The organism is Oleiphilus sp. HI0080, from assembly GCF_001635135.1.
Genome location: NZ_LWFU01000986.1, coordinates 1 through 19,507, shown reverse-complemented (window position 1 = coordinate 19,507; position 19,507 = coordinate 1). Strand labels below are relative to the sequence as shown.

Sequence of the window (19,507 nt, the reverse complement as noted above, 5' to 3'; positions counted from 1 at the left end):
GGCGCGACGATCAAAAAGTGATCAATTTTTGGCTTCGTCGCCCTTGCGCCTTGGAATGCCCAGTTTCTGTCTTTTTTCCCAAAGGCTCTTTCTGCTGATACCCAGGTGTCTAGCGAGCTCGGTTTCATTCATGCGGGATTGATTTTCTAAAACGAACTGTTGGAAGTAGTCTTCCATCGAAAGCGGTCGATTGATGTTGCTTAGGTGATGGCTGCTCATTTGTTGTGGGTTGGCGCTGCTGCGGACTAACCCTTGGTTCAGGGATATCTCGGCGGCTGTGGGTTCGATGTCCAGCAAATCAGCAGTAATCAGATCGTTCTCACAAAGAATGACGCCGCGTTCGATAGCGTTTTCTAGCTCCCGGACATTTCCCGGCCAGTTATACTCTTGAATTGCGCGAAGTGCATCAGAACTCAGCTCTACTTCTGGTCTGCTCATACGATCAAGCGAGTTATTGAGTAGAAGATGTGCCAGGCCAGTAATGTCGCGACCTCGTTCCCGAAGAGGCGGAAGCCGAATTTGAACCACGTTTAGTCGATAGTATAAATCTTCTCGAAATTGACCAGTGCGTGAAAGCGCTTTGAGATTTCGATGCGTAGCAGCAATTAAGCGGACATCGACCTTTCGAGAAGAGATGGAGCCGACACGACGAATCTCGCCTTCCTGCAAGACGCGCAATAGTCTAGCTTGCGCGTCTAGTGGAAGCTCTCCAATCTCATCCAAAAATAAGGTGCCGCCATCTGCCGCCTCAATTAACCCCGCTCGAGCAGACACCGCGCCGGTAAAAGCGCCTTTCTCGTGGCCAAAAAGTTCAGATTCAATCAGGGACTCTGGGATAGCGGCACAGTTGATACATACGATCTCCTGATTACTTCGTCGGCTAAGTTCGTGGATCGCCTTGGCCGCTAACTCTTTACCGCTACCTGTCTCACCTTGAATCAAGACGCTTGCGTCAGTTGGAGCCACCTTGTCAATGAGGCCGAACACCTTTCGCATTGGTTGGCAGCGGCCATAAATCATGTCGCTGGCATTCTTGGATTGCCTGCGTTCTTGCGTAGTTGAGCGGTGAGAGTGCTTATTGAGAATGTCTTCAACCGATGACAGTAGGTCTGTCTCATCGTATGGCTTCGCGATGTAATCAACCGCTCCCAGTTTCATTGCTTCGACAGCTGAGCGTAAACTTGCGAAGCTCGCCATAACGAGGACTGGGATTTCGTGTGCGAGTGGAATGATGTCTGTCCCGGCTTGTCCAGACACGCGAAGATCGGTAATGATCAGATCAAAAGATGCGATTGGGAAATCGTCTACTGCTTGATTGATGGAGTGCACGTTCTCCACCTGAAAGTTATGACCGCTTAGTATCTCAACGAGTTCGGAGTATCCGTTGTTTTCATCTTCAATGACTAATATGCGTTGCATGAGCGTTTCTAATTCATCAGCGAGCTTTCATGATAACCAACCAAACGCAGCTCTGGCTAGCGACCTATATGACATAATCCTCATTTGGCTGAAAACGAGAGCGATCCCATTGATCCAGATAGTATGTCAGGTAATCTTCCGGTCGATTTGTGCCATTTGGAAATTCAAAGCCCAGCCATGATCCTAACAACGCTAGATTTTTGATTGGTGCTGTGTCGTCCACTGCGGGAGCAAGGTTCTGCTTAGAAAGCTTTTGTCCTTGAGTATTTGTCACTAAAGGGAAGTGGCCAAATTCTGGTGCCGCTGAATCCAATGAATCATATAATGCTAACTGCATCGGTGTGGAGCTTAGTAAGTCCATTCCGCGAATGACGTGAGTAATCTTTTGGTCGATGTCATCCGACACCACGGCGAGTTGATAAGAATATAAGCCATCACGTCGCTTGAGGATGAAGTCTGAATCTAGTTTCTCTGTTTTTGGGCCAAGCAGAACATCATTCCACTGTAGCGGCTTTTGCTTAGTTTGGAAGCGCACTGCGCCGTCTTTGGGTTGCTCCCCGTGAAATTTTCCGCAAGATGGCAAATGTTCACCCTTGCGGTCAGCAAGTTGCTTGCGGCTGCATGGGCAGTAATAGCAAAGTTTTGCGCTGAGAAGCGTAGCGAGTTGTTCTTCGTAGCGCTGAGCGCATGAAGATTGGTAGCGTACGTCTTGGTCCCAAGCCAGTCCGTGGGTTTCTAGAGTTTTTAAAATACGGCTTGCCGAGCCGGCTCGCTCTCGAGGGGGGTCGATATCTTCTATGCGAACTAGCCACTGTCCCTGGTTTTTGCGCGCGTCCAAGTAACTGATCAGAGCCGCAAGCAAAGAGCCCAAATGTAATGGGCCTGTAGGGGAGGGGGCAAATCGTCCTATGTATCCATGCATAAGAATAAGGGAAGCGCTTGCTCCCCTTTTCACTGAGTTGGCCGTTAAATGCCTACTTGGCTTTCTTTGATTTCCGCAAGGGTTTTGCAATCAATGCATTGTGTTGCTGTTGGCCGAGCCTCTAGGCGACGAATACCAATCTCAATGCCACACGATTCACAGAAGCCGTAGTCATCCGCTTCGATTGCATCGATCGTTTTGTCGATTTTTTTGATGAGTTTGCGTTCGCGGTCTCGCGTACGAAGCTCCAGGCTGAATTCTTCCTCTTGTGTTGCGCGATCCGCTGGGTCGGCAAAGTTGGAAGCATCTTCCTTCATGTGATCCACTGTGCGATCAACTTCTTCCATTAGCTCTTGCTTCCACTGCAGAAGAATTTGCTTAAAGTGCTGAAGCTGAGCATCGCTCATATATTCTTCGTCAGCAGAAGCTTCATAAGGTACGAATGTAGAAAATACGTCAGTTTTGTTTTCTGTTGCCGGCATGTTGTGATCTCTTTATTTCTTTCAAATACTGCGCCAAACAGGACAAGCCGGGTCCCTAAGCGCATGATTTGGCTCGCCACTAAGCAGCCAAAGTTAGCCTGCGAACGCTATCAGAATATTTTTAATTGTGCTATCACTTTGTGCAAGTAGCGCGACTGATTACCCATTTGCAGGTGTATCTCATCATATGCTCACCAAAACCTGATCATCCTCTACCTTGACCTGCACAGGCTCTAGGTATTGATTTAGGCATGGCCCATGAATACAAAGCCCTGTGTCGATCTCAAAAAGCGCTCCATGCATGGCACATTGAATGTATCTACCATCGGGCTCTAGAAATGTGTTCTCAGAAAATTCCAGATTCATACCAATGTGAGGACAGCTATTTCGATACGCTAACACGTTTGTGTTATTCATCACCAAGAAGCCCTCATGATCCTCAATCTCATAACCTAAAGTTTGAGCTTTTTTGAGATCTTCCAGGGAGCATACGTGATGGTAATGAGACATAAAAGCACCTTGGCTTTGCAGAAAACCGACTATACTAATGCGCTCTAAAGATTACTTGAAGCCGTAAACATGATAAGAAATTTTTTGTTAGTCGATGATAGCGCGATATCTCGTATGATGTTGAAAAGCTTGATAGAAGAAAATTTTGAAGATGTAATGATTTCAGAAGCGAATACGGCCGAGCAGGCGATAGAAAAATGCGATAGCATGAATTTTGAAGCGATTTTCCTTGATTTGAATATGCCAGGGCAAGACGGTTTGATGGTTGCTCCCAAGCTGCGGGAGCTCTGTCCTGACGCGAGTATTGCTTTGCTGACAGCTAATTTTCAGGAGCGCGTGAAATCCAAAGCAGAAGAAGCAGGCCTGCATTTCTACGCTAAACCAATCACGCTGGAGATTGTTGAAGATTTTATGACAAGGCTATAACCACAACCAACAAACGGAGCTGCTCTTTACTGAACAGCTTGTAAGCTGCAATATAAGCCTTACTCGCATATCCTTTGTATTTACCTCTAAGCGTGGACGTTTGATTTCCTATGGCGCAGCAAATTCTTAATCTTGTTCTTGATACGGTTACCTATTTATACCTGTTCGTGATTCTTCTCAGATTTATTCTTCAAGTATCAAGGGCCGATTTTTATAATCCAATTTCGCAGTTCGTCGTTAAGGCGACCAATCCTGTTGTTATTCCATTACGCAGGCTGATACCCGGTTTTGGTGGTATCGACATCGCGACAATCGTCTTCGCGTTTCTTTTTCAGCTCGTGATGTTGAGTCTTAAGTTTCTAGTTTTGGCTGGCGGGTTACCGCAAGTCGGCTCGCTCATCGCGCTGACGGTGATCCTCGTACTTGGGATGGTTCTAAAGCTCTATTTCTTTGCTTTGCTAATTATGATTATTTCGAGCTGGATTGCGCCGGGAAGTGCAAATCCCGCACTTGCTTTGATTAATCAAATTTGTGAGCCAGTGATGGCGCCGTTTCGTAAGCTTTTGCCTTCCATGGGAGGCCTAGACCTTTCACCCATCCTCGTTTTTCTTGTTTTGCAGGTGCTGGGCATCGTCTTGAATGGCCTAAGCCAGCAATTTGGTATGTCTTTTTCTCTGCTTTAGTGTTCTAGATCTCTTAACCGACCTGATCTGCTACACAATTTCACGTATGCGCCGTGGGAATTTCGCAAAGCTATCTATACTCAAGTAATCAGTAGTAGATAGGTAGTAGGCTGAAATGGTCATGGCTCATAACGCTAGTTCGCTCGACAAAATAGACAGTTTCCACAATTGGAAGCATGGTTTACTTGAGCAGATAGACGCGTATCGGCATTGGTTGTCTGAAACTCAGATGGCGTCAGAGGATATGCTGAATCGCTTAGTAAGGGCGAGTGAAGCACTCCAGAAAGATGAGTTGACGATTGCCTTTGTTGGCGAATTTTCGCGTGGCAAAACAGAGCTGATCAACGCCTTGCTACTTTCAGATTTTCAACAGCGTATTTTGCCCTCGAAAGCAGGACGCACAACGATGTGTCCGACCGAGCTGTTTTATGATCGGGTCCGAGACACGTCTTACCTAAGACTCCTGCCAATCGAAAGTCGACGTTTGAACCTAACCATTTCTGAGATGAAAGAGAAAGTGGATCTCTGGAATGAATTCTCAATTGAAAATGACCATCCTGAAACGATGGCCGCGGTCTTGCAAAAAGTCGCGGAGGTCGTTTCCGTTGAAGAAAGTGAGGCAAGAGCGCTTGGTTTCAGCGGAAGCTCTCTTGAGCGCGATCCTGTGAATCCGGAGAAGGTGCTTATTCCTCGATGGCGACATGCCGAGCTTAGTTTTAAACATCCCTTGCTTGAGCAGGGTCTGCGCATACTTGATACGCCCGGATTGAACGCATTGGGCTCAGAGCCCGAACTCACAGTAAGCATGATTCCAAACGCTCAGGCAGTGGTATTTATGCTTTCTGCCGACGCAGGTGTGACGGCCAGTGATATGCAGATGTGGACCGATCACATTGCAAAAACGGATGAAGAGCAAAGCAAGAGCTGTTATGCACTGCTCAACAAAATCGATGTTCTTTGGGATGACCTTCAGGGCGAAACGCACACCGCGGCGTCCATCGAGCGAGTTCGGCAGGATACCGCTCGTCGCTTAGGCATCGCCCCTGATTTTGTCTTACCGGTCTCTGCAAAACAGGCGTTACTGGCTAAGGTCAATGAGGACCAGGCTCTGTTGCAAAAAAGTGGGTTGGCAAAGTTTGAGAAGCTGTTGATGAATCAGTTGGTCGATGCGCGAGAAAAGCTTTTATATGAGTCTGCCATTGCCGATATTTCATCCCTTGTAGAAAGTAGTGAAAAAGTCATTACGCATCGTATTCAGAGAGCAAGTGACGATCTTGATCATTATCGTGACAGCCTTGAGGACATAGATTCTTTAAACCGGCTTGCTGATAAAACCCAGATTGCACACAATGACTTTTACAAGAAGTTGGTCGCTTTGCGCTCTAGTCGGCGCTTGATGATGTCACAAAAAGAGATTCTTAACGACTTGATCGGAATGCAACGCTTTGATGCACTTGCAGAGAGTGTGCGCACCGCGATGCAAGATTCTTGGAGTACAAAGGGTCTTATTTCGGCAATGACGAGCTTATTCGCAGAACTGGATCGCATGCTTGATGACCTTATGGTTGAGGTGCGCGTTGCTGAGAAAATGGTGCATACGATGTATGCACGATTCAAAAATGACCACAGTGCAGATCACCTTCATCCAGTTGAATTCTCGATCAAGAAGTATCGAGCGAAGTTAGTAGAGATCAAGCAGGGCTTTAACCGATACCGACGTAATCCAAAGCTGATCGTGACGGAGCAGAGCTTGGTTATTCGTCATTTCAAGAATGCGTTTGTTCACGACGTGCGAAATGTGTATGAGGCTTTAAGTCATGAGGCACTGTGTTGGGCTGATGATGCATTGTTGCCTTTGCTCCAATATACGGTAGAGCAGAAGCAAGGATTACAAGAGCAACTAGAAAACCTTAGAGAGCTCGCGAAAGAACAAAAAGGCAAGCGAGACGCCTGCGAATCCATGCAGCAGACGATTGAGCAGCTACAAAAGCAAAAAGCCTTTACCCATCAGATTGCCGAGCAGCTGCACGCCCATCCTAGCTAGCTACCCGGCAAGTTGCGTTGCCCGTGATGCGCGTTTACACTCCGCACTCATTGCACTGTTAATCATCAGGGAAAAACGCGCACGTGTCAGCCGACTCGGTTGGGCTAGTAGAGCCCAAAACCCACCATTTTGAAGAAGCACTCAAACTCGATTGCGGCAAAGCCCTGTCGCAGTACGATCTGATTTACGAAACCTATGGGACCTTGAATGCGGATTGCTCCAACGCGATTCTGATTTGCCATGCGCTTAGTGGCGATCATCATGCGGCTGGATATCACTCGGAAGATGATAAAAAACCAGGCTGGTGGGACAGTTGCATTGGGCCGGGCAAGCCGATTGATACCAACACATTTTTTGTTGTGTCATTGAACAATTTAGGTGGTTGTAAAGGAAGTACCGGGCCGACAACCAAGGATCCGGAAACAGGTGAACTGTATGGTCCTGACTTTCCAATAGTTACGGTTAGAGACTGGGTTGAAAGCCAAGCGCGTCTGGCGGATGTGTTAAATATTCAGGTTTGGGCGGCCGTCGTGGGTGGTAGCTTGGGTGGAATGCAGGCATTGAAATGGTCGCTTGATTACCCTGAGCGCGTAAAGCACGCTGTTGTCATTGCTTCGACTCCAAAATTGACGGCGCAGAACATAGCGTTCAATGAGATTGCGCGGAAGGCGATTACTTCTGATCCTAGTTTTCATGAAGGGCGTTATTATGAGCACGACACGGTCCCTGTTAAAGGGCTAATGTTGGCGCGCATGATCGGACACATCACCTATCTCTCTGATGAGGCAATGGGTGAAAAGTTTGGTCGTATCAAAAAGTCTGAAGCGTTCAATTTTGATTATGGTGTCGAGTTTGAGGTTGAGTCCTATCTGAATTACCAAGGTAAACGCTTCTCGAAAACATTTGACGCCAATACCTACCTATTAATGACCCGAGCGCTTGATTATTTTGACCCTGCTGGTGAGTTCGACGGTGATCTGGTAAAAGCGCTTGCGCCTGCGTCCTGTGGTTATTTTGTGGTTTCGTTTAGTACCGATTGGCGTTTTTCGCCTGAGCGATCAGAGCAGATGGTTGAGGCCATGGTGAAAGCCGGCAAGCGGGTAAGCTACTGCGAGATTGATGCCCCGCACGGGCATGATGCTTTTTTGATTCCCAATCCTCGTTATATGACGGCGTTTACCGCCTATATGCAGCGCGTCGCGAGGGAGCTCGAGCTATGAGAGGCGATCTAAAGATTATTAGTCCGTGGGTTGAACAACGCTCTACGGTGCTTGATTTGGGTTGTGGTGATGGCAGTTTGCTTGCCCATCTTCAAAACGAAAAATCTGTGAATGGCTATGGTATCGAAATCGATCCGAATCAGATTACGCGTTGCATCGAGAATGGCGTGAATGTGATTGAACATGATCTTGACGCCAAGGGCCTCGGTTCGTTTCAGGAGAATCAATTCGATACCGTCATTATGACGCAAGCGCTGCAAGCTGTGCGTCGTCCTGATGAAATGCTCGAAGAGATGTTGCGACTAGGTAAGCAAGGTATCGTGACTTTCCCAAATTTTGGCCACTGGCGCTGTAGGCAGTACTTGCTCTTCAATGGGAAAATGCCGATGTCGAAAACCTTGCCGCATACTTGGTTTAACACGCCGAATATCCACCTTTGCACATTTAAAGATTTTGAAATTTTGTGCGACCAAAAAGGCATTCGTATCGTAAACCGTTTAGTGGTGAACGCAGACTTTCGCGAGAAAAGTTTAGCGCGAATATGGCCAAACTTGTTGGCTGAGTTTGCCGTGTATCGTATCGAACGAAGATAATCTGGAGAAAACGGTCATGTTATCGAGAAATCATTGGATTCACGTCTGTTTGTTTATGCTTGGTATGCTGATGGCCGCCGACTCCTATGCCGAGCAGAAGAAGGTTTTTGCGGCGCCGGATGGCACCGAATATGAGGTGCATTACATCGCGTTCAACAGCACTTTCCTCCAGCCGGAGGTGGCTAGACAGTATGATTTGACGCGCAGCAAGGCGTTGGGTGTTGTTAATGTGAGCGTGCTCAAAGTAAACGAAAATGGGGTGAGAGAAGCGGTTGGTGCCATCGTTAATATGAATGCCAAAAACGACATCCAGCAGGTGCAGCATTTGAGTATGCAGCAGGTTATCGAAGGCAAGGCAATTTATTACATTGCGCAGTTGCAGTATCGGGAAGGCGAGATATTGACGTTTGATATCTCAGTATTTCCTCAAGGGGTTTCAGATCCGTTCAGGCTACGATTCAGCCACAATTTCTATAATGATTGAGCCAAAGATGGACATTGTTCTAGCAAGTGGAAACGCGGGAAAACTCAGAGAGATTGCCGCGCTTCTTGAAGGCCGTAGGCTCCATCTTATATCGCAAGCTGAGTTGGGTATTAAGAGTGCGGAAGAAACAGGCCTAAGCTTTATCGAAAACGCGATTTTAAAGGCGCGACATGCCTCCTCAGAGAGCGGTAAGCCTGCCCTTGCGGATGATTCCGGTTTGGCGGTCGATGCTCTGCAAGGTGCGCCAGGTATTTATTCTGCTCGATATAGCGGCTCAGATGCGACGGACCAAAGCAATATTGATCTGCTGCTTGAAAACTTAAAAGGGGTGCCAGTCGAACAGCGGCAAGCGACGTTCCATTGTGTACTGGTGTTCGTGCGACACCCTCTAGACCCCACACCAGTCGTTTGCCATGGAGTTTGGGAAGGGGTTATCGCTGAGCAGCCTTCAGGAGAAGAAGGGTTTGGCTATGATCCGGTTTTTTGGATTCCAGAATTAAACTGCACCGCAGCCGATCTAACGCGAGAGCGAAAGTCAGCGATTAGTCACCGTGGTAAAGCTTTAAAGCAGTTAAGTGAGATGCTGCCTGCACTCAACAGCCCGACTTAGGAGCACATTTGCGTCTTCCCCCTCTGAGTTTATACATACACCTTCCTTGGTGTGTAAAGAAGTGCCCCTACTGCGATTTTAATTCCCATGCCAGAACCGACTTGCCTGAAGAGGCCTATCTTCAGTCTTTGATCAAAGATCTCAAGCAAGAGCTGGTATATATTCAGGGGAGAGCAATCAGCAGTATTTTCTTTGGCGGTGGCACGCCAAGCTTAATGACGGGCGACTTCTATCTAAAACTATTTGATGCACTGCGTGCCCATTTGCGATTTGAGCCTGATATAGAAATCACGCTCGAAGCCAATCCCGGCGCTAGTGATGCCGAACATTTTAAAACGTATGCCAAGGCTGGTATCAACAGAATTTCTCTGGGTGTTCAGAGCTTTCAAAATCCACAGCTCGAAGCCCTGGGGCGTATTCATCGCTCTGACCATATTTATAAGGCGGTCAACGCGATTCGTGATTCTGGCATTGATAATTTTAACTTGGATTTGATGCATGGATTGCCGGATCAGAGCATTGAACTCGCGATGAATGACCTAGAGCAGGCATTTGCACTTCAACCCAATCACATAAGTTGGTATCAGCTGACGATAGAGCCGAATACCGAGTTTTTTTCTAGGCCGCCAGCTCTACCAAATGATGAGTTGCTGTGGGGGATTCTCGAGCAGGGAGGGCGCTTGTTAGCCGATCATGGCTATGGGCAATATGAAGTGTCCGCGTTTGCACAGAGCGGGCGACAGGCTCGCCATAACATGAATTATTGGCGTTTCGGAGACTACATTGGTCTTGGGGCAGGAGCCCACTCAAAAGTCACATTAATTGATAGTGGGCACTTACTCCGACATAGGAAGTCTCGCATGCCTGAAGCCTACATGGCGGATCGAGTGACCTATCGCGTTGGCGAGGAAGCAATTGAGCCTGAAGCTCAAAGCTTCGAGTTCATGATGAATGCTTTGCGCTTGAAGAACGGGGTTGAAGAGTCGCTTTTTGAAGATGTAACTCAGCTTGGCTTGAAGGACGTAGAGGCTGTACTCAAAGACCTACGCTCCGAAGGTTTGATGCATTCAACGCGTATTCAATTAACCGAGCGAGGCTTCCTTTTCCTCAACTCGGTGCTTGAGCGTTTTCTTTAATGCGACGTCTCGTTCACTCTGTTGATTGGAGCTTACAAGCTTGCCATTACTTTTTTCGCGGCTGCGATGGTGGCATCAATGACGTCATCTGAATGTGTGCTGGAAACGAATCCTGCTTCAAATGCCGATGGGGCCAGGTATACCCCTTCTTCAAGCATTCCGTGGTAGAAGTGTTGGAACTTATCTAAATCACACTCAACAACTTGTTCATAGAAGTTGATTTGTTGCTCTGTCGTGAAGAAAAATCCAAACATCGATCCCGCTTGATTGAAGCTCATCGAAGTGCCGGTTTCTTCAGCAGCCTTGCGAAGGCCATCCACAAGACGTGTCGTTTGAGCGATTAATCTGTCATAGAACCCTTCTTCGCTGATTTCGTTAAGCATGGTCAAGCCGGCTGCCATCGCGAGCGGATTGCCCGACAGGGTACCTGCCTGATAGACCGGGCCAGTGGGCGCAATGTAATCCATGATGTCGGCACGACCGCCGAAGGCCCCAACGGGTAATCCGCCACCGATCACTTTTCCTAACGTGGTGAGATCGGGCGTTACTTTAAAGTGACCTTGGGCGCCTGCGAGAGAAACTCGGAAACCGGTCATCACTTCATCAAAGATCAATACGGTTTTATATTCATCGCAGACCGTGCGTAAACCTTCTAAAAAGCCTGCAACCGGAGGAATGCAGTTCATGTTACCCGCGACTGGCTCCACGATGATGGCTGCTACCTCTTCACCGATTTCGGCAAAAGCTTGTTTGACCGAGTCTAGGTCATTAAAGCGAAGCGTAATGGTATGTTCGGCTAGACTTGCCGGGACGCCTGGGGAGTTAGGAACCCCAAGAGTCAGTGCGCCAGAACCTGCTTTAACGAGCAGTGAGTCTGAGTGGCCATGATAACAACCCTCAAATTTAACAATTTTGTCTCGCCCGGTGAAACCGCGCGCAAGACGAATTGCACTCATCGTTGCTTCGGTACCTGAGCTCACCATGCGAACCTTTTCTATTGATGGCACCAACGAGCATACTTTCTTTGCCATGCGTGTTTCGAGCTCTGTTGGTGCACCGTACCCCAAGCCTTGTATCAATTGCTTTTGAACCGCATCTACAACGCTTTTATTCGCGTGACCGGTAATCATCGGACCCCATGACCCAACATAATCGATGTAGCGTTTTTCATCGGCATCGAACAAGTACGGGCCTTCGCCCTTTTCGAAGAATAGCGGGCTGCCGCCAACACCTTTAAAAGCACGTACTGGCGAGTTTACGCCCCCAGGAATAACGGTTTGTGCATCAAGAAAAAGGTCCTCAGAACGAGACATGTCTTACTCCAATATTAATAAAGTGAGGCAAACGCCCGAGCGCTTGCACGAATAGATGGTTGCCCGAACACGCCCGAAATGACGGCCAGCATGGTTGCTCCGTGATGACGCACTTGTAGAGCGTTTTCAGTGTTGATGCCGCCGATGGCACAAATTGGTACCGGCAGTTTACTCGCCTCTTGCAAAGTGGCAAGTGAGCACGGCTTTGCTGAGGGCTTGGTCGGTGATGGAAACATTGCGCCAAAAGCGCAGTAATCAGCGCCTTGATCAATAGCCTGACTCGCCAATTCAAGTGAGTTGTGACAGGTGACACCGAGAATCTTTGCTCCTAGCTTTTGGCGTATTGTCTCGATTGCGCCGTCACTTTGACCGATGTGTATGCCGTCCGCATCACATGCGAGGCATAGCTCCACAGAGTCATTAATTAGAAAGCTTGCGCCATACTCTCGCGTAACGGATCTTAGTTGTTTGGCTTCAGCTAGCTGTTGATCATAAGGCGCTGTTTTATTTCGATATTGAACAATCCGCGCGCCCCCAATCAAGGCCTCTTCTACGGCAGATCTTAGTGCTTCTTTGCCGGCAGGGATGAGTTTGGGGTCAGTGATAATGTAGAGCCCTTTCAATTTGTCTGAACTCATAGAGTCGGTTTTACCACAACAAGAATGACGACAACGACGAGGATAAGCACCGGAAACTCATTAAACCAGCGGTAATAGACGTGGCCCTTGCTATTGTCATCGGCCGCAAAGCGCTTGACCATGCGCCCACATAGACCGTGATAGGCTGCAAGAACGAGTACCAAAGTGAGTTTTATATGGAACCATGCGCTCGCGAGGTAGTATTCGGGAGAATAGCTAATGAGCATGCCGCCAAAGATAAACGTTGCAATCATGCTGGGAGTTCCGATGCCTCGATATAACTTACGCTCCATTATCTTGAAACGCTCAATACTAAGCTTGTCTTCAGCCATTGAGTGATAAACAAACAAGCGAGGCAGATAAAATAGTGCAGCAAACCAGCAAACCATGGCGATAATGTGAAAGGCTTTAAACCACAGCATAAGGATTAATTTCCTGTGTATTGGTAGTAACGGTTAATATCATTTTGAGTCAACACACCCAACGTTCGTTTAAGGCCTCCACTATCGCGTTCAACGATTAAGGCCCCTTTTGCCTCTTTGTTTAAGGTTTTCAGGGCCTCTTCGAGCGTGGCTTGATAATAGATGTGAGCAAAGTCCTGCCGATGTGCAGGGATCTCAAGTAGCGCAATGCTTGCATGTTTTTCGTTTTCTGCCTCGTGTTTTGCGTCTTTTTCATCCTGAGGTTTGTTTTGTTCCATATAACGAACGAGATCAACCGCCGGCAGTAAAGAGACTGGAATATTTTTGTCGTTGTGAATAATGACCCAGTGGGGTCCTTGCCTAAGAATTTCTTCCGCTTCTTGCCATTCAACATGTTTTTGCGCTCGGGCGAACTTTCGATCCATGATCGCAAGCACGCTCACGCTGCGCAGAGCTTGAACGGTTGGGCTACTGTTGTAGTTTAAACCTTGCGCTTCGAGCATCGTGATGAAGACCGATTTTTGTTTGAACACCGTACTAGCGAACATGCTAGATACAACGATCACTAACATTCCAGGCAAGATAATATTTGGATTTTGTGTTAGCTCGAGAATTGCCATTAGAGCTGCCAAGGGCGCTTGGAGGACCGACCCCATCATTGCACCCATACCTAGCATGGCGTAAAAACCAGTCGATGAGGCAATATCCGGCATCAGCCATTGCGCGATAATACCAAGTGCCCCGCCAGTCGTTGCCCCGATGAATAGGGTTGGACCGATCATACCGCTAGGCATCCCAAGACCAAGTGTCGTCGCAGTTACCAGCAGCTTGGTCAGTGCAATACCGCACAATAAACCCAAAGCGATCTGGCCGGTAAAGGTATGGTTTACGGTGTCATAGCCAATGCCCATAATTTCAGGAAATAAATAGGCCCCGCTTGCGGTGATCATGCCGGCTAGCGTAATACGAAAGAAAATGTTCACCTTGAGTGCTTTCATAGACGTTAGCAGCAGGCGAACAAATATCGCTGAAATACATCCTATGATCAGTCCGCACAAAATAATGTAGGGAATTTCAAACGGAGAGCTTAAGTAAAGCTGCGGGACAAAAAACGCAGGCTCTGGGCCATAAATGATTTGAGATGCGAAGGCTGCCGTGACCGAGGCAATAATAATGGGTGTAAAACCAATCAGGCTATACTCCATAAGTACCACTTCCATCGCAAAGATAACGCCAGCAATGGGAGTGTTGAATGACGCTGAAATGGCAGCCGCGCAACCGCAGGCTATCAAGATCCGAATGCTGTTGTTCGGAAGCTTAAAGTACTGCCCCATAATACTCGCGGCTGCAGAGCCAAGATGCACCGCTGGCCCCTCTCGTCCTGAAGATTGCCCGCTGGCAATCGTAAGAAATCCCGCTAAAAATTGAACAAATAGCGACTTCACTGACATGTAGCCTTGATGGTACGCAAGGCGTTCCATGACATAGGTGACCCCCGTCTTTCGATAAAGAACGCCAATCTTGAACCAGATAGCGCCGATAAGAATAGCGCCGCCGAGAGGTAATGTGATCCTCAATAATTCGGACAGGCCTTCAAAGTTTTCAGGGTCGCCCTCTGGGAGGTAAAGCGATAACGCCGATTCTATGCTCCAGCGAAACAAGATAATTACAAGCGTGGTGATTATCCCAACGAAAAAACCCAATAAAGCGAGCTGAGGAAGGGCATCCGCTGCGCCCAAACGTTCACGAAAACCGTGCTTGTAGGTGTCGAGCTTTGCTCCAAAAGGCATAAGATTTGCTGACCAAGGGTTATCGGTGGATGGGTGCCTCTTATTCTAACCTGTTCGCCGTTATACGTTAAAGAACGGCATCATTTTTCCTTAGGCGGCATGCTACAATGTGCTCTATTTGGTTCAAGAAATAGGAGTATCGAGTGATTAAGGCGGGAATAGTTGGGGCGACCGGATATACAGGCTCCGAATTACTTAGGCTATTGGCTTTGCATCCTGAAGTTGAAGTTCATGCCGTATGCTCGCGAAGTGATGCAGGGACTGCTGTTAGTGATATGTTCCCGAATTTGAGGGGCTTTGTTGATACTGCGTTTTGTGAGCCAACGGCGGCGAACCTAAATGGCTGTGATGTCATCTTCTTTGCGACGCCGCACGGTGTTGCTCAATCAATGATGGCAGATATTCTTGCGATTGGAGCCCGTGTTGTTGATCTCTCAGCTGATTTTCGTATCAAAGACCAGGCGACTTGGGAACAGTGGTATCAGCAGCCGCATAACAGCCCCCAGCTTATTGACGAGGCCGTCTATGGATTGCCTGAGGTCAATCGTTCTGAAATCCGTTCGGCGCGAATTCTTGCTTGCCCCGGCTGCTATCCGACCGCAATACAGCTTGGTCTCGTTCCGCTGCTCGAGAACAAACTAGTCACATTGGAGAATTTGATCGCGGATGCGAAGTCTGGCTTGAGCGGTGCAGGACGAAAAGCGAGCGTTGGTAGTTTGTTTGCCGAAAGTGCTGACAGCTTTAAGGCTTATGGTATTAGCGGCCATCGCCATCGTCCTGAGATTGAGCAGGGTTTGAGCTGGGCAGCAGGAGAGGCTGTTTCTCTGACTTTTGTGCCGCATCTTGTGCCGATGATTCGAGGCATAGAGGCGACCCTTTATGCTCCGCTGAACGAAGCAGGTAAAGCATTGAATTTGGAAGAGTTTCAGCATTTATTTGAACAGCGCTACTCAAATGAGCCATTTGTCGATGTCATGCCGCTCGGTTCTTTGCCGGAAACCCGCAGTGTCAAGGGCTCAAATATTTGTCGTATGGCAATTCACAAACAAGAAGGCAGTGACTTGTTGATTATTAGTTCGGTTATCGACAATCTCGTCAAAGGCGCGTCCGGACAAGCAGTTCAGAATATGAATATTATGTTTGGTTTTGATGAAACCTGTGGTCTTCAACTTGTTCCACTGAGCCCTTAGACCAATGGCCAAGCACAGCGCTCATGACAAAATGGTCCTGGTTCGGCACAAGCCCGGTCGACGACGAAAACTGAGTATTCAGGTTGCGCTGTTGGCCTTGGTTTGTGCGAGTGCCGCTTATTACATTGGCGTATTTGAGATGCAAATTCGCCATCAGGCGGCGGTAGAGAGCCTCTCTTCTTTGTCGGACCAGCACCGAGAGGTGCTTGAAGAGAACGCACTATTAAAACAGCAGGTAGAGAATTTTAGGCAAAGCGATGCGATCAACGAGCGCGCGAAGCAGGAAATTCAGGCGACGATTGGGCAGTTGAGAGAACGGATTGCCCAGCTACAAAAAGACGTGACGTTTTATCAAAGTATTATGGCCCCGTCGAAGAATAACAAAGGCTTACAAATTCAATCGATCGAATTAGCGGCACTAGAGCAAAACAGGCGCTATGCTTACAAGATTGTATTGGCACAAGTCGCCAGCCGTCGGAGCTATATCCAAGGTGTGGTTGCGGTAAATCTGGTTGGCAAGCAGGATTCTGAAAGTGTCGTCATACCGTTGCGCGATGTTTCGTCTGTTCAAGAGCTGGGTATGAAGTTTCGTTTTAAATACTTTCAGGAGTTTGATGGCAAGATTTCTTTGCCGGAAGGGTTTGAGCCAGAGCAAATTCAAGTGGTTGCCCAAAGTAAGGGTAAAAATGCTTCAAGGATAGAATTAAATAGTGCGTGGCTAGAGTTGCTTCCTGACTACACGAAGTCAGAGAGTAGTGAAGCACCGGCTACCGACAGTTAAGAGGTTTCTATGTGGGGAAAGAATAAACGCAAGTCTGTATCGAAGGCGCATAGCGCGACATTTGATACCCTGATCAGCAGTAAAACAACCATCGACGGCGATCTTCAGTTTGCCGGTGGCCTACATATTGATGGTTTCGTGAAAGGCACGATTCGCGCATCTGAGGACAATGAGGCCGTCGTACGTATCAGTGATATTGGTGAGATCGATGGCGATGTTTATGCACCGCATATCATCATTAATGGCACCGTTCATGGTGACGTCTATGCATCGAGCCATATAGAGCTCGCGGAGAACGCATCGATAAAAGGTAACGTCTATTACCACCTTATTGAGATGGCGATGGGTGCCGAAGTAAACGGTAATCTTGTGCATCGCAAAGAGCCAGAGAGGCACGAGAACGATGCCCCAAAGAAGCAAAACGAACCGACGGGTAGTGATGCCATAGAGCTTAAGGCTGTTAGTTCGTCCGCAAGTAAATAGGAATACTTGACTAAATTTGTCGGATAAGCAGATAATTGCCGGCCGAGAGAGCAGTCAGGAGTTCCGATGAGCGTTGTCCAGTCACATATCCCTTCTCCATTGATCTTTACCGATGCGGCAGCAACCAAGGTAAAGAACTTGATAGAAGAGGAAGAAAACCCAGCATTGAAGTTACGTGTTTACGTGACTGGAGGTGGCTGTTCGGGGTTTCAGTATGGCTTTTCTTTTGATGAAGAGTTAGCCGACGACGATACGGTGATTGAGAACATGGGGGTGAATCTTGTTGTTGACCCGATGTCGTATCAGTACCTCGTTGGTTCGACAGTCGATTACAGCGAAGGTCTAAAAGGCGCTCAGTTTGTAATCAATAATCCAAATGCGACGACAACCTGCGGCTGCGGATCGAGTTTTACCATTTAGTTTGAATCGCGATCGAGTAAGAGAAGCGCTTTCGTCGCTTCTCTTAGATGTCTTTCCCAGGCTTTCTTGCCACCTTCCTCCGAAACAACGCCATCATCTCCCAACAAGATATAGCGAATCAGACCTGTCATGTCTGTGTTCTCCTTTGCCGATGGTTCAGTACAAGACAGTACTATAAGACTTTGTAGCTCCGGCCAGCAGTCCCAAGGTGCTGATTTTGATTCGGCGAAGCGATGCAGTTTGTTAAGCGCGGACGTATCGAGTTTAGCGTGCAGGGGCTTAGTGTCGATTTCAGTTAGCAGTCCTGCGATTAACTTTGGGTCAATGTCTTTGTAGAAATGCGCTAACCCACTGATCAAATGTTGGTGGAAATACCCTTGATGCTGGTCGCATAACGAGGTTGTTTTTCGCTCCAAGGGGTTTACCAGCATTGCCGACCTTAAGCCGCTAGAGGCATCGGCTTTGTAGCTGAGGCGTAGGCATCGATAGCCGGCACGTTGCCAGAAACGCAATAGCTCTGCATCAGCGCCAAAACTTACGGTGCAGGCAGAGAATGTATTTTGTTGTGCATACTCGTGAACCTGCTTCAGTAGGGCGCTTCCTAGACCATGATTTTGTTGCGTAGGATGAACTACAATGCGCATGACACGCAGCGAGCGTTGCTGCAGCCAACGGCTGTCTGAGTAAAAGCTGGCAAGGGCTTGGGGCAGTAAGCGTCCTTTGAGGCGGCGTTTGCCCGACAAGATGTCATCAGCTAGAAGCGCATCTTGCGCCTCCGGTATGTCTTCATCTATGCACAAGGCGGCTGCGGCTATGCCCCCAGCTGTTTGCATTACAGCAATGTGTAGCGAAGGGCTATCGAGTAATAGTGCCAAATCTGAAGGTCGCGTTTGATAGTGTGCCAAAACGAGCAGAGAGAAGACTGTGCGAATCTCTTGTTCTTTGTTATGTAAATCCGTTGGCCGAAACCAGGTTGTCGTTGGCGTATCATCGGCCTTAGATGGCTCCAATTTGTCAAATGGCGCATTAAGAATAAAGGCGTCATTGATGGTTTTTTCCAGAGCACAGCTGCTCGCCCAGCGAATCGGCTCTTCCAGCGTCAAGAACTTAGGCTGCTGCTTGCAGCGCTCGAGTATTTTATGGAGTTTCAGGTCAAAGCCGCGACCGCTTCCCTCATAGCCATGGAGTGTGCTCGCCAGTACTACTCGGGAATAGCGTCTAATAATGCTTTCTAGCACTGTTAGAGGCATGCTGGCCGCTTCATCAATTAGGACAAGCGCACATTCAAGTTTGCTATCGATCACCGCATTACTGGGCATGATCTTTAGCTTGGAGTGATCATCTGGGTTGTGTAGGTGTTGTGTGAAGTGCTTTCGCAGTACTTCGACGGATGTGCGTTGGTCGCTGACCAATACGATATTCCGCGTACGGTCCTGGTTGATCAACATTGCGGAGGCAACGCCTAGCGCGGTGGATTTTCCGCGTCCTCGATCTGCGCGAATGACGACAGGTCTATTGCGATGCCCAGTGACAGCATGTTCAATTCGTTCAACGCATTTCATTTGGCCTGGGTTGAGATGTATCGACTGGCTCTCAGCATATTGCGGAGGGGATTGTTGAATCCGCTCCTGCGGTAACTCATTGACCAAAGATTCAATGGCTTGTGTAAATCGTTTTTCATTTAATACAAGTGTGTTTGGACTCTCGCAGAATATTTGATACCAACGTTTCGCGGAGGGAAGCATTATTGCATCGGGGGAGGCGAGAGAGAGCAGTACGCCACCGCCGGCAAGCGTGCCGCTTAAAGCCGCTAGCGCATCTGGATTGGTAGCGGCAAGCAAGTCCCAAACCAAGAGCGACGTTTCTGTTCCGAGGCAAGTCTTAAACTTAGGTGGTTGTATCAGGGCATCGTTCGTTTCCGAAAACAGTAAGCGCTCATCG

The 19,507-nt window shown here is 48.1% G+C and carries 21 protein-coding genes; 12 read left to right on the top strand and 9 right to left on the bottom strand.

Annotation, left to right across the window (positions count from 1 at the left end; translation table 11 throughout):
* Positions 1-21 precede the first annotated feature (21 nt).
* The 4 genes from A3751_RS18930 to A3751_RS18915 form a co-directional block, all read right to left on the bottom strand.
* Positions 22-1,419 carry a sigma-54 dependent transcriptional regulator gene (locus tag A3751_RS18930; protein WP_068458564.1) on the bottom strand — a complete coding sequence of 466 codons (1,398 nt, stop codon included), beginning with the start codon at positions 1,417-1,419 and terminating at the stop codon, positions 22-24.
* 64 nt (positions 1,420-1,483) lie between these two features.
* Complete coding sequence (gluQRS, locus tag A3751_RS18925; protein WP_068458563.1) at positions 1,484-2,341, bottom strand: tRNA glutamyl-Q(34) synthetase GluQRS; 858 nt, start codon at positions 2,339-2,341, stop codon at positions 1,484-1,486.
* Between the two features lie 44 nt (positions 2,342-2,385).
* A complete protein-coding gene (gene dksA / locus A3751_RS18920) occupies positions 2,386-2,823 on the bottom strand; it encodes an RNA polymerase-binding protein DksA (protein WP_068458562.1) in 438 nt (145 codons plus the stop codon).
* 183 nt (positions 2,824-3,006) lie between these two features.
* A complete protein-coding gene (locus A3751_RS18915; RefSeq protein WP_068451500.1) occupies positions 3,007-3,333 on the bottom strand; it encodes a Rieske 2Fe-2S domain-containing protein in 327 nt (108 codons plus the stop codon).
* Positions 3,334-3,402: 69 nt separating this feature from the next.
* Between A3751_RS18915 and A3751_RS18910 the strand changes: the two genes are divergently transcribed.
* The 8 genes from A3751_RS18910 (at position 3,403) to hemW (ending at position 10,529) form a co-directional block, all read left to right on the top strand.
* Entirely contained in the window at positions 3,403-3,759 is a 357-nt protein-coding gene (locus tag A3751_RS18910) for a response regulator transcription factor (RefSeq protein WP_068458561.1), read from the top strand.
* 110 nt (positions 3,760-3,869) lie between these two features.
* The gene (locus A3751_RS18905; RefSeq protein ID WP_068458560.1) at positions 3,870-4,442 is read left to right on the top strand and encodes a YggT family protein; all 573 of its coding nucleotides are present in this window, start codon (positions 3,870-3,872) and stop codon (positions 4,440-4,442) included.
* 121 nt (positions 4,443-4,563) lie between these two features.
* Positions 4,564-6,486, top strand: a complete 1,923-nt coding sequence (locus tag A3751_RS18900) for a dynamin family protein (protein WP_068458559.1) — start codon at positions 4,564-4,566, stop codon at positions 6,484-6,486.
* Positions 6,487-6,569: 83 nt separating this feature from the next.
* On the top strand, positions 6,570-7,706 hold the full coding sequence (locus A3751_RS18895; RefSeq protein ID WP_068458558.1) for a homoserine O-acetyltransferase: 1,137 nt from the start codon (positions 6,570-6,572) through the stop codon (positions 7,704-7,706).
* Entirely contained in the window at positions 7,703-8,299 is a 597-nt protein-coding gene (gene metW / locus A3751_RS18890) for a methionine biosynthesis protein MetW (protein WP_068458557.1), read from the top strand. The genes A3751_RS18895 and metW overlap by 4 nt, the downstream gene beginning before the upstream one ends.
* Positions 8,300-8,315: 16 nt before the next feature.
* A complete protein-coding gene (locus tag A3751_RS18885; protein ID WP_068458556.1) occupies positions 8,316-8,783 on the top strand; it encodes a DUF4426 domain-containing protein in 468 nt (155 codons plus the stop codon).
* A 7-nt stretch (positions 8,784-8,790) separates the two neighbouring features.
* A complete protein-coding gene (rdgB, locus tag A3751_RS18880) occupies positions 8,791-9,393 on the top strand; it encodes an RdgB/HAM1 family non-canonical purine NTP pyrophosphatase (protein WP_068458565.1) in 603 nt (200 codons plus the stop codon).
* An 8-nt stretch (positions 9,394-9,401) separates the two neighbouring features.
* Positions 9,402-10,529, top strand: a complete 1,128-nt coding sequence (gene hemW, locus A3751_RS18875; RefSeq protein ID WP_068458555.1) for a radical SAM family heme chaperone HemW — start codon at positions 9,402-9,404, stop codon at positions 10,527-10,529.
* A 32-nt stretch (positions 10,530-10,561) separates the two neighbouring features.
* On the opposite strand, the gene hemL is transcribed toward hemW, so the two are convergent.
* From hemL to A3751_RS18855, 4 genes are read right to left on the bottom strand one after another with little or no spacing between them, the layout of a single operon-like run.
* Positions 10,562-11,842 carry a glutamate-1-semialdehyde 2,1-aminomutase gene (hemL, locus tag A3751_RS18870; RefSeq protein WP_068458554.1) on the bottom strand — a complete coding sequence of 427 codons (1,281 nt, stop codon included), beginning with the start codon at positions 11,840-11,842 and terminating at the stop codon, positions 10,562-10,564.
* A 14-nt stretch (positions 11,843-11,856) separates the two neighbouring features.
* Complete coding sequence (gene thiE, locus A3751_RS18865) at positions 11,857-12,480, bottom strand: thiamine phosphate synthase (protein WP_068458553.1); 624 nt, start codon at positions 12,478-12,480, stop codon at positions 11,857-11,859.
* A complete protein-coding gene (gene hemJ, locus A3751_RS18860) occupies positions 12,477-12,908 on the bottom strand; it encodes a protoporphyrinogen oxidase HemJ (RefSeq protein ID WP_068458552.1) in 432 nt (143 codons plus the stop codon). The genes thiE and hemJ overlap by 4 nt, the downstream gene beginning before the upstream one ends.
* On the bottom strand, positions 12,908-14,692 hold the full coding sequence (locus A3751_RS18855; protein ID WP_068458551.1) for a chloride channel protein: 1,785 nt from the start codon (positions 14,690-14,692) through the stop codon (positions 12,908-12,910). Before A3751_RS18855 ends, hemJ begins: the two co-directional genes overlap by 1 nt.
* Before the next feature lie 143 nt (positions 14,693-14,835).
* Between A3751_RS18855 and argC the strand changes: the two genes are divergently transcribed.
* From argC to erpA, 4 genes are all read left to right on the top strand, one after another.
* A complete protein-coding gene (gene argC / locus A3751_RS18850; protein ID WP_068458550.1) occupies positions 14,836-15,882 on the top strand; it encodes an N-acetyl-gamma-glutamyl-phosphate reductase in 1,047 nt (348 codons plus the stop codon).
* Between the two features lie 4 nt (positions 15,883-15,886).
* Positions 15,887-16,663: a DUF6776 family protein gene (locus A3751_RS18845; protein WP_068458549.1), complete on the top strand. Its 777-nt coding sequence runs from the start codon at positions 15,887-15,889 to the stop codon at positions 16,661-16,663.
* Positions 16,664-16,672: 9 nt separating this feature from the next.
* A complete protein-coding gene (locus tag A3751_RS18840) occupies positions 16,673-17,146 on the top strand; it encodes a polymer-forming cytoskeletal protein (protein ID WP_068458548.1) in 474 nt (157 codons plus the stop codon).
* Positions 17,147-17,212: 66 nt separating this feature from the next.
* A complete protein-coding gene (gene erpA / locus A3751_RS18835) occupies positions 17,213-17,566 on the top strand; it encodes an iron-sulfur cluster insertion protein ErpA (RefSeq protein WP_068458547.1) in 354 nt (117 codons plus the stop codon).
* Here the strand turns inward: erpA and A3751_RS18830 are convergent.
* The coding region (locus A3751_RS18830; RefSeq protein WP_068458546.1) for a GNAT family N-acetyltransferase at positions 17,563-19,507 on the bottom strand (1,945 nt) is incomplete at its 5' end. The two genes, erpA and A3751_RS18830, sit on opposite strands and share 4 nt — an antisense overlap.

Excerpts from the sequence above, each read along its gene's own strand:
- A3751_RS18930 (WP_068458564.1), bottom strand. The coding sequence starts at position 1,419 with ATGCAACGCATATTAGTCATTGAAGATGAAAACAACGGATACTCCGAA.
- gluQRS (WP_068458563.1), bottom strand. The coding sequence starts at position 2,341 with ATGCATGGATACATAGGACGATTTGCCCCCTCCCCTACAGGCCCATTA.
- dksA (WP_068458562.1), bottom strand. The coding sequence starts at position 2,823 with ATGCCGGCAACAGAAAACAAAACTGACGTATTTTCTACATTCGTACCT.
- A3751_RS18915 (WP_068451500.1), bottom strand. The coding sequence starts at position 3,333 with ATGTCTCATTACCATCACGTATGCTCCCTGGAAGATCTCAAAAAAGCT.
- A3751_RS18910 (WP_068458561.1), top strand. The coding sequence starts at position 3,403 with ATGATAAGAAATTTTTTGTTAGTCGATGATAGCGCGATATCTCGTATG.
- A3751_RS18905 (WP_068458560.1), top strand. The coding sequence starts at position 3,870 with ATGGCGCAGCAAATTCTTAATCTTGTTCTTGATACGGTTACCTATTTA.
- A3751_RS18900 (WP_068458559.1), top strand. The coding sequence starts at position 4,564 with ATGGCTCATAACGCTAGTTCGCTCGACAAAATAGACAGTTTCCACAAT.
- metW (WP_068458557.1), top strand. The coding sequence starts at position 7,703 with ATGAGAGGCGATCTAAAGATTATTAGTCCGTGGGTTGAACAACGCTCT.
- A3751_RS18885 (WP_068458556.1), top strand. The coding sequence starts at position 8,316 with ATGTTATCGAGAAATCATTGGATTCACGTCTGTTTGTTTATGCTTGGT.
- rdgB (WP_068458565.1), top strand. The coding sequence starts at position 8,791 with ATGGACATTGTTCTAGCAAGTGGAAACGCGGGAAAACTCAGAGAGATT.
- hemL (WP_068458554.1), bottom strand. The coding sequence starts at position 11,842 with ATGTCTCGTTCTGAGGACCTTTTTCTTGATGCACAAACCGTTATTCCT.
- thiE (WP_068458553.1), bottom strand. The coding sequence starts at position 12,480 with ATGAGTTCAGACAAATTGAAAGGGCTCTACATTATCACTGACCCCAAA.
- A3751_RS18855 (WP_068458551.1), bottom strand. The coding sequence starts at position 14,692 with ATGCCTTTTGGAGCAAAGCTCGACACCTACAAGCACGGTTTTCGTGAA.
- A3751_RS18845 (WP_068458549.1), top strand. The coding sequence starts at position 15,887 with ATGGCCAAGCACAGCGCTCATGACAAAATGGTCCTGGTTCGGCACAAG.
- A3751_RS18840 (WP_068458548.1), top strand. The coding sequence starts at position 16,673 with ATGTGGGGAAAGAATAAACGCAAGTCTGTATCGAAGGCGCATAGCGCG.
- erpA (WP_068458547.1), top strand. The coding sequence starts at position 17,213 with ATGAGCGTTGTCCAGTCACATATCCCTTCTCCATTGATCTTTACCGAT.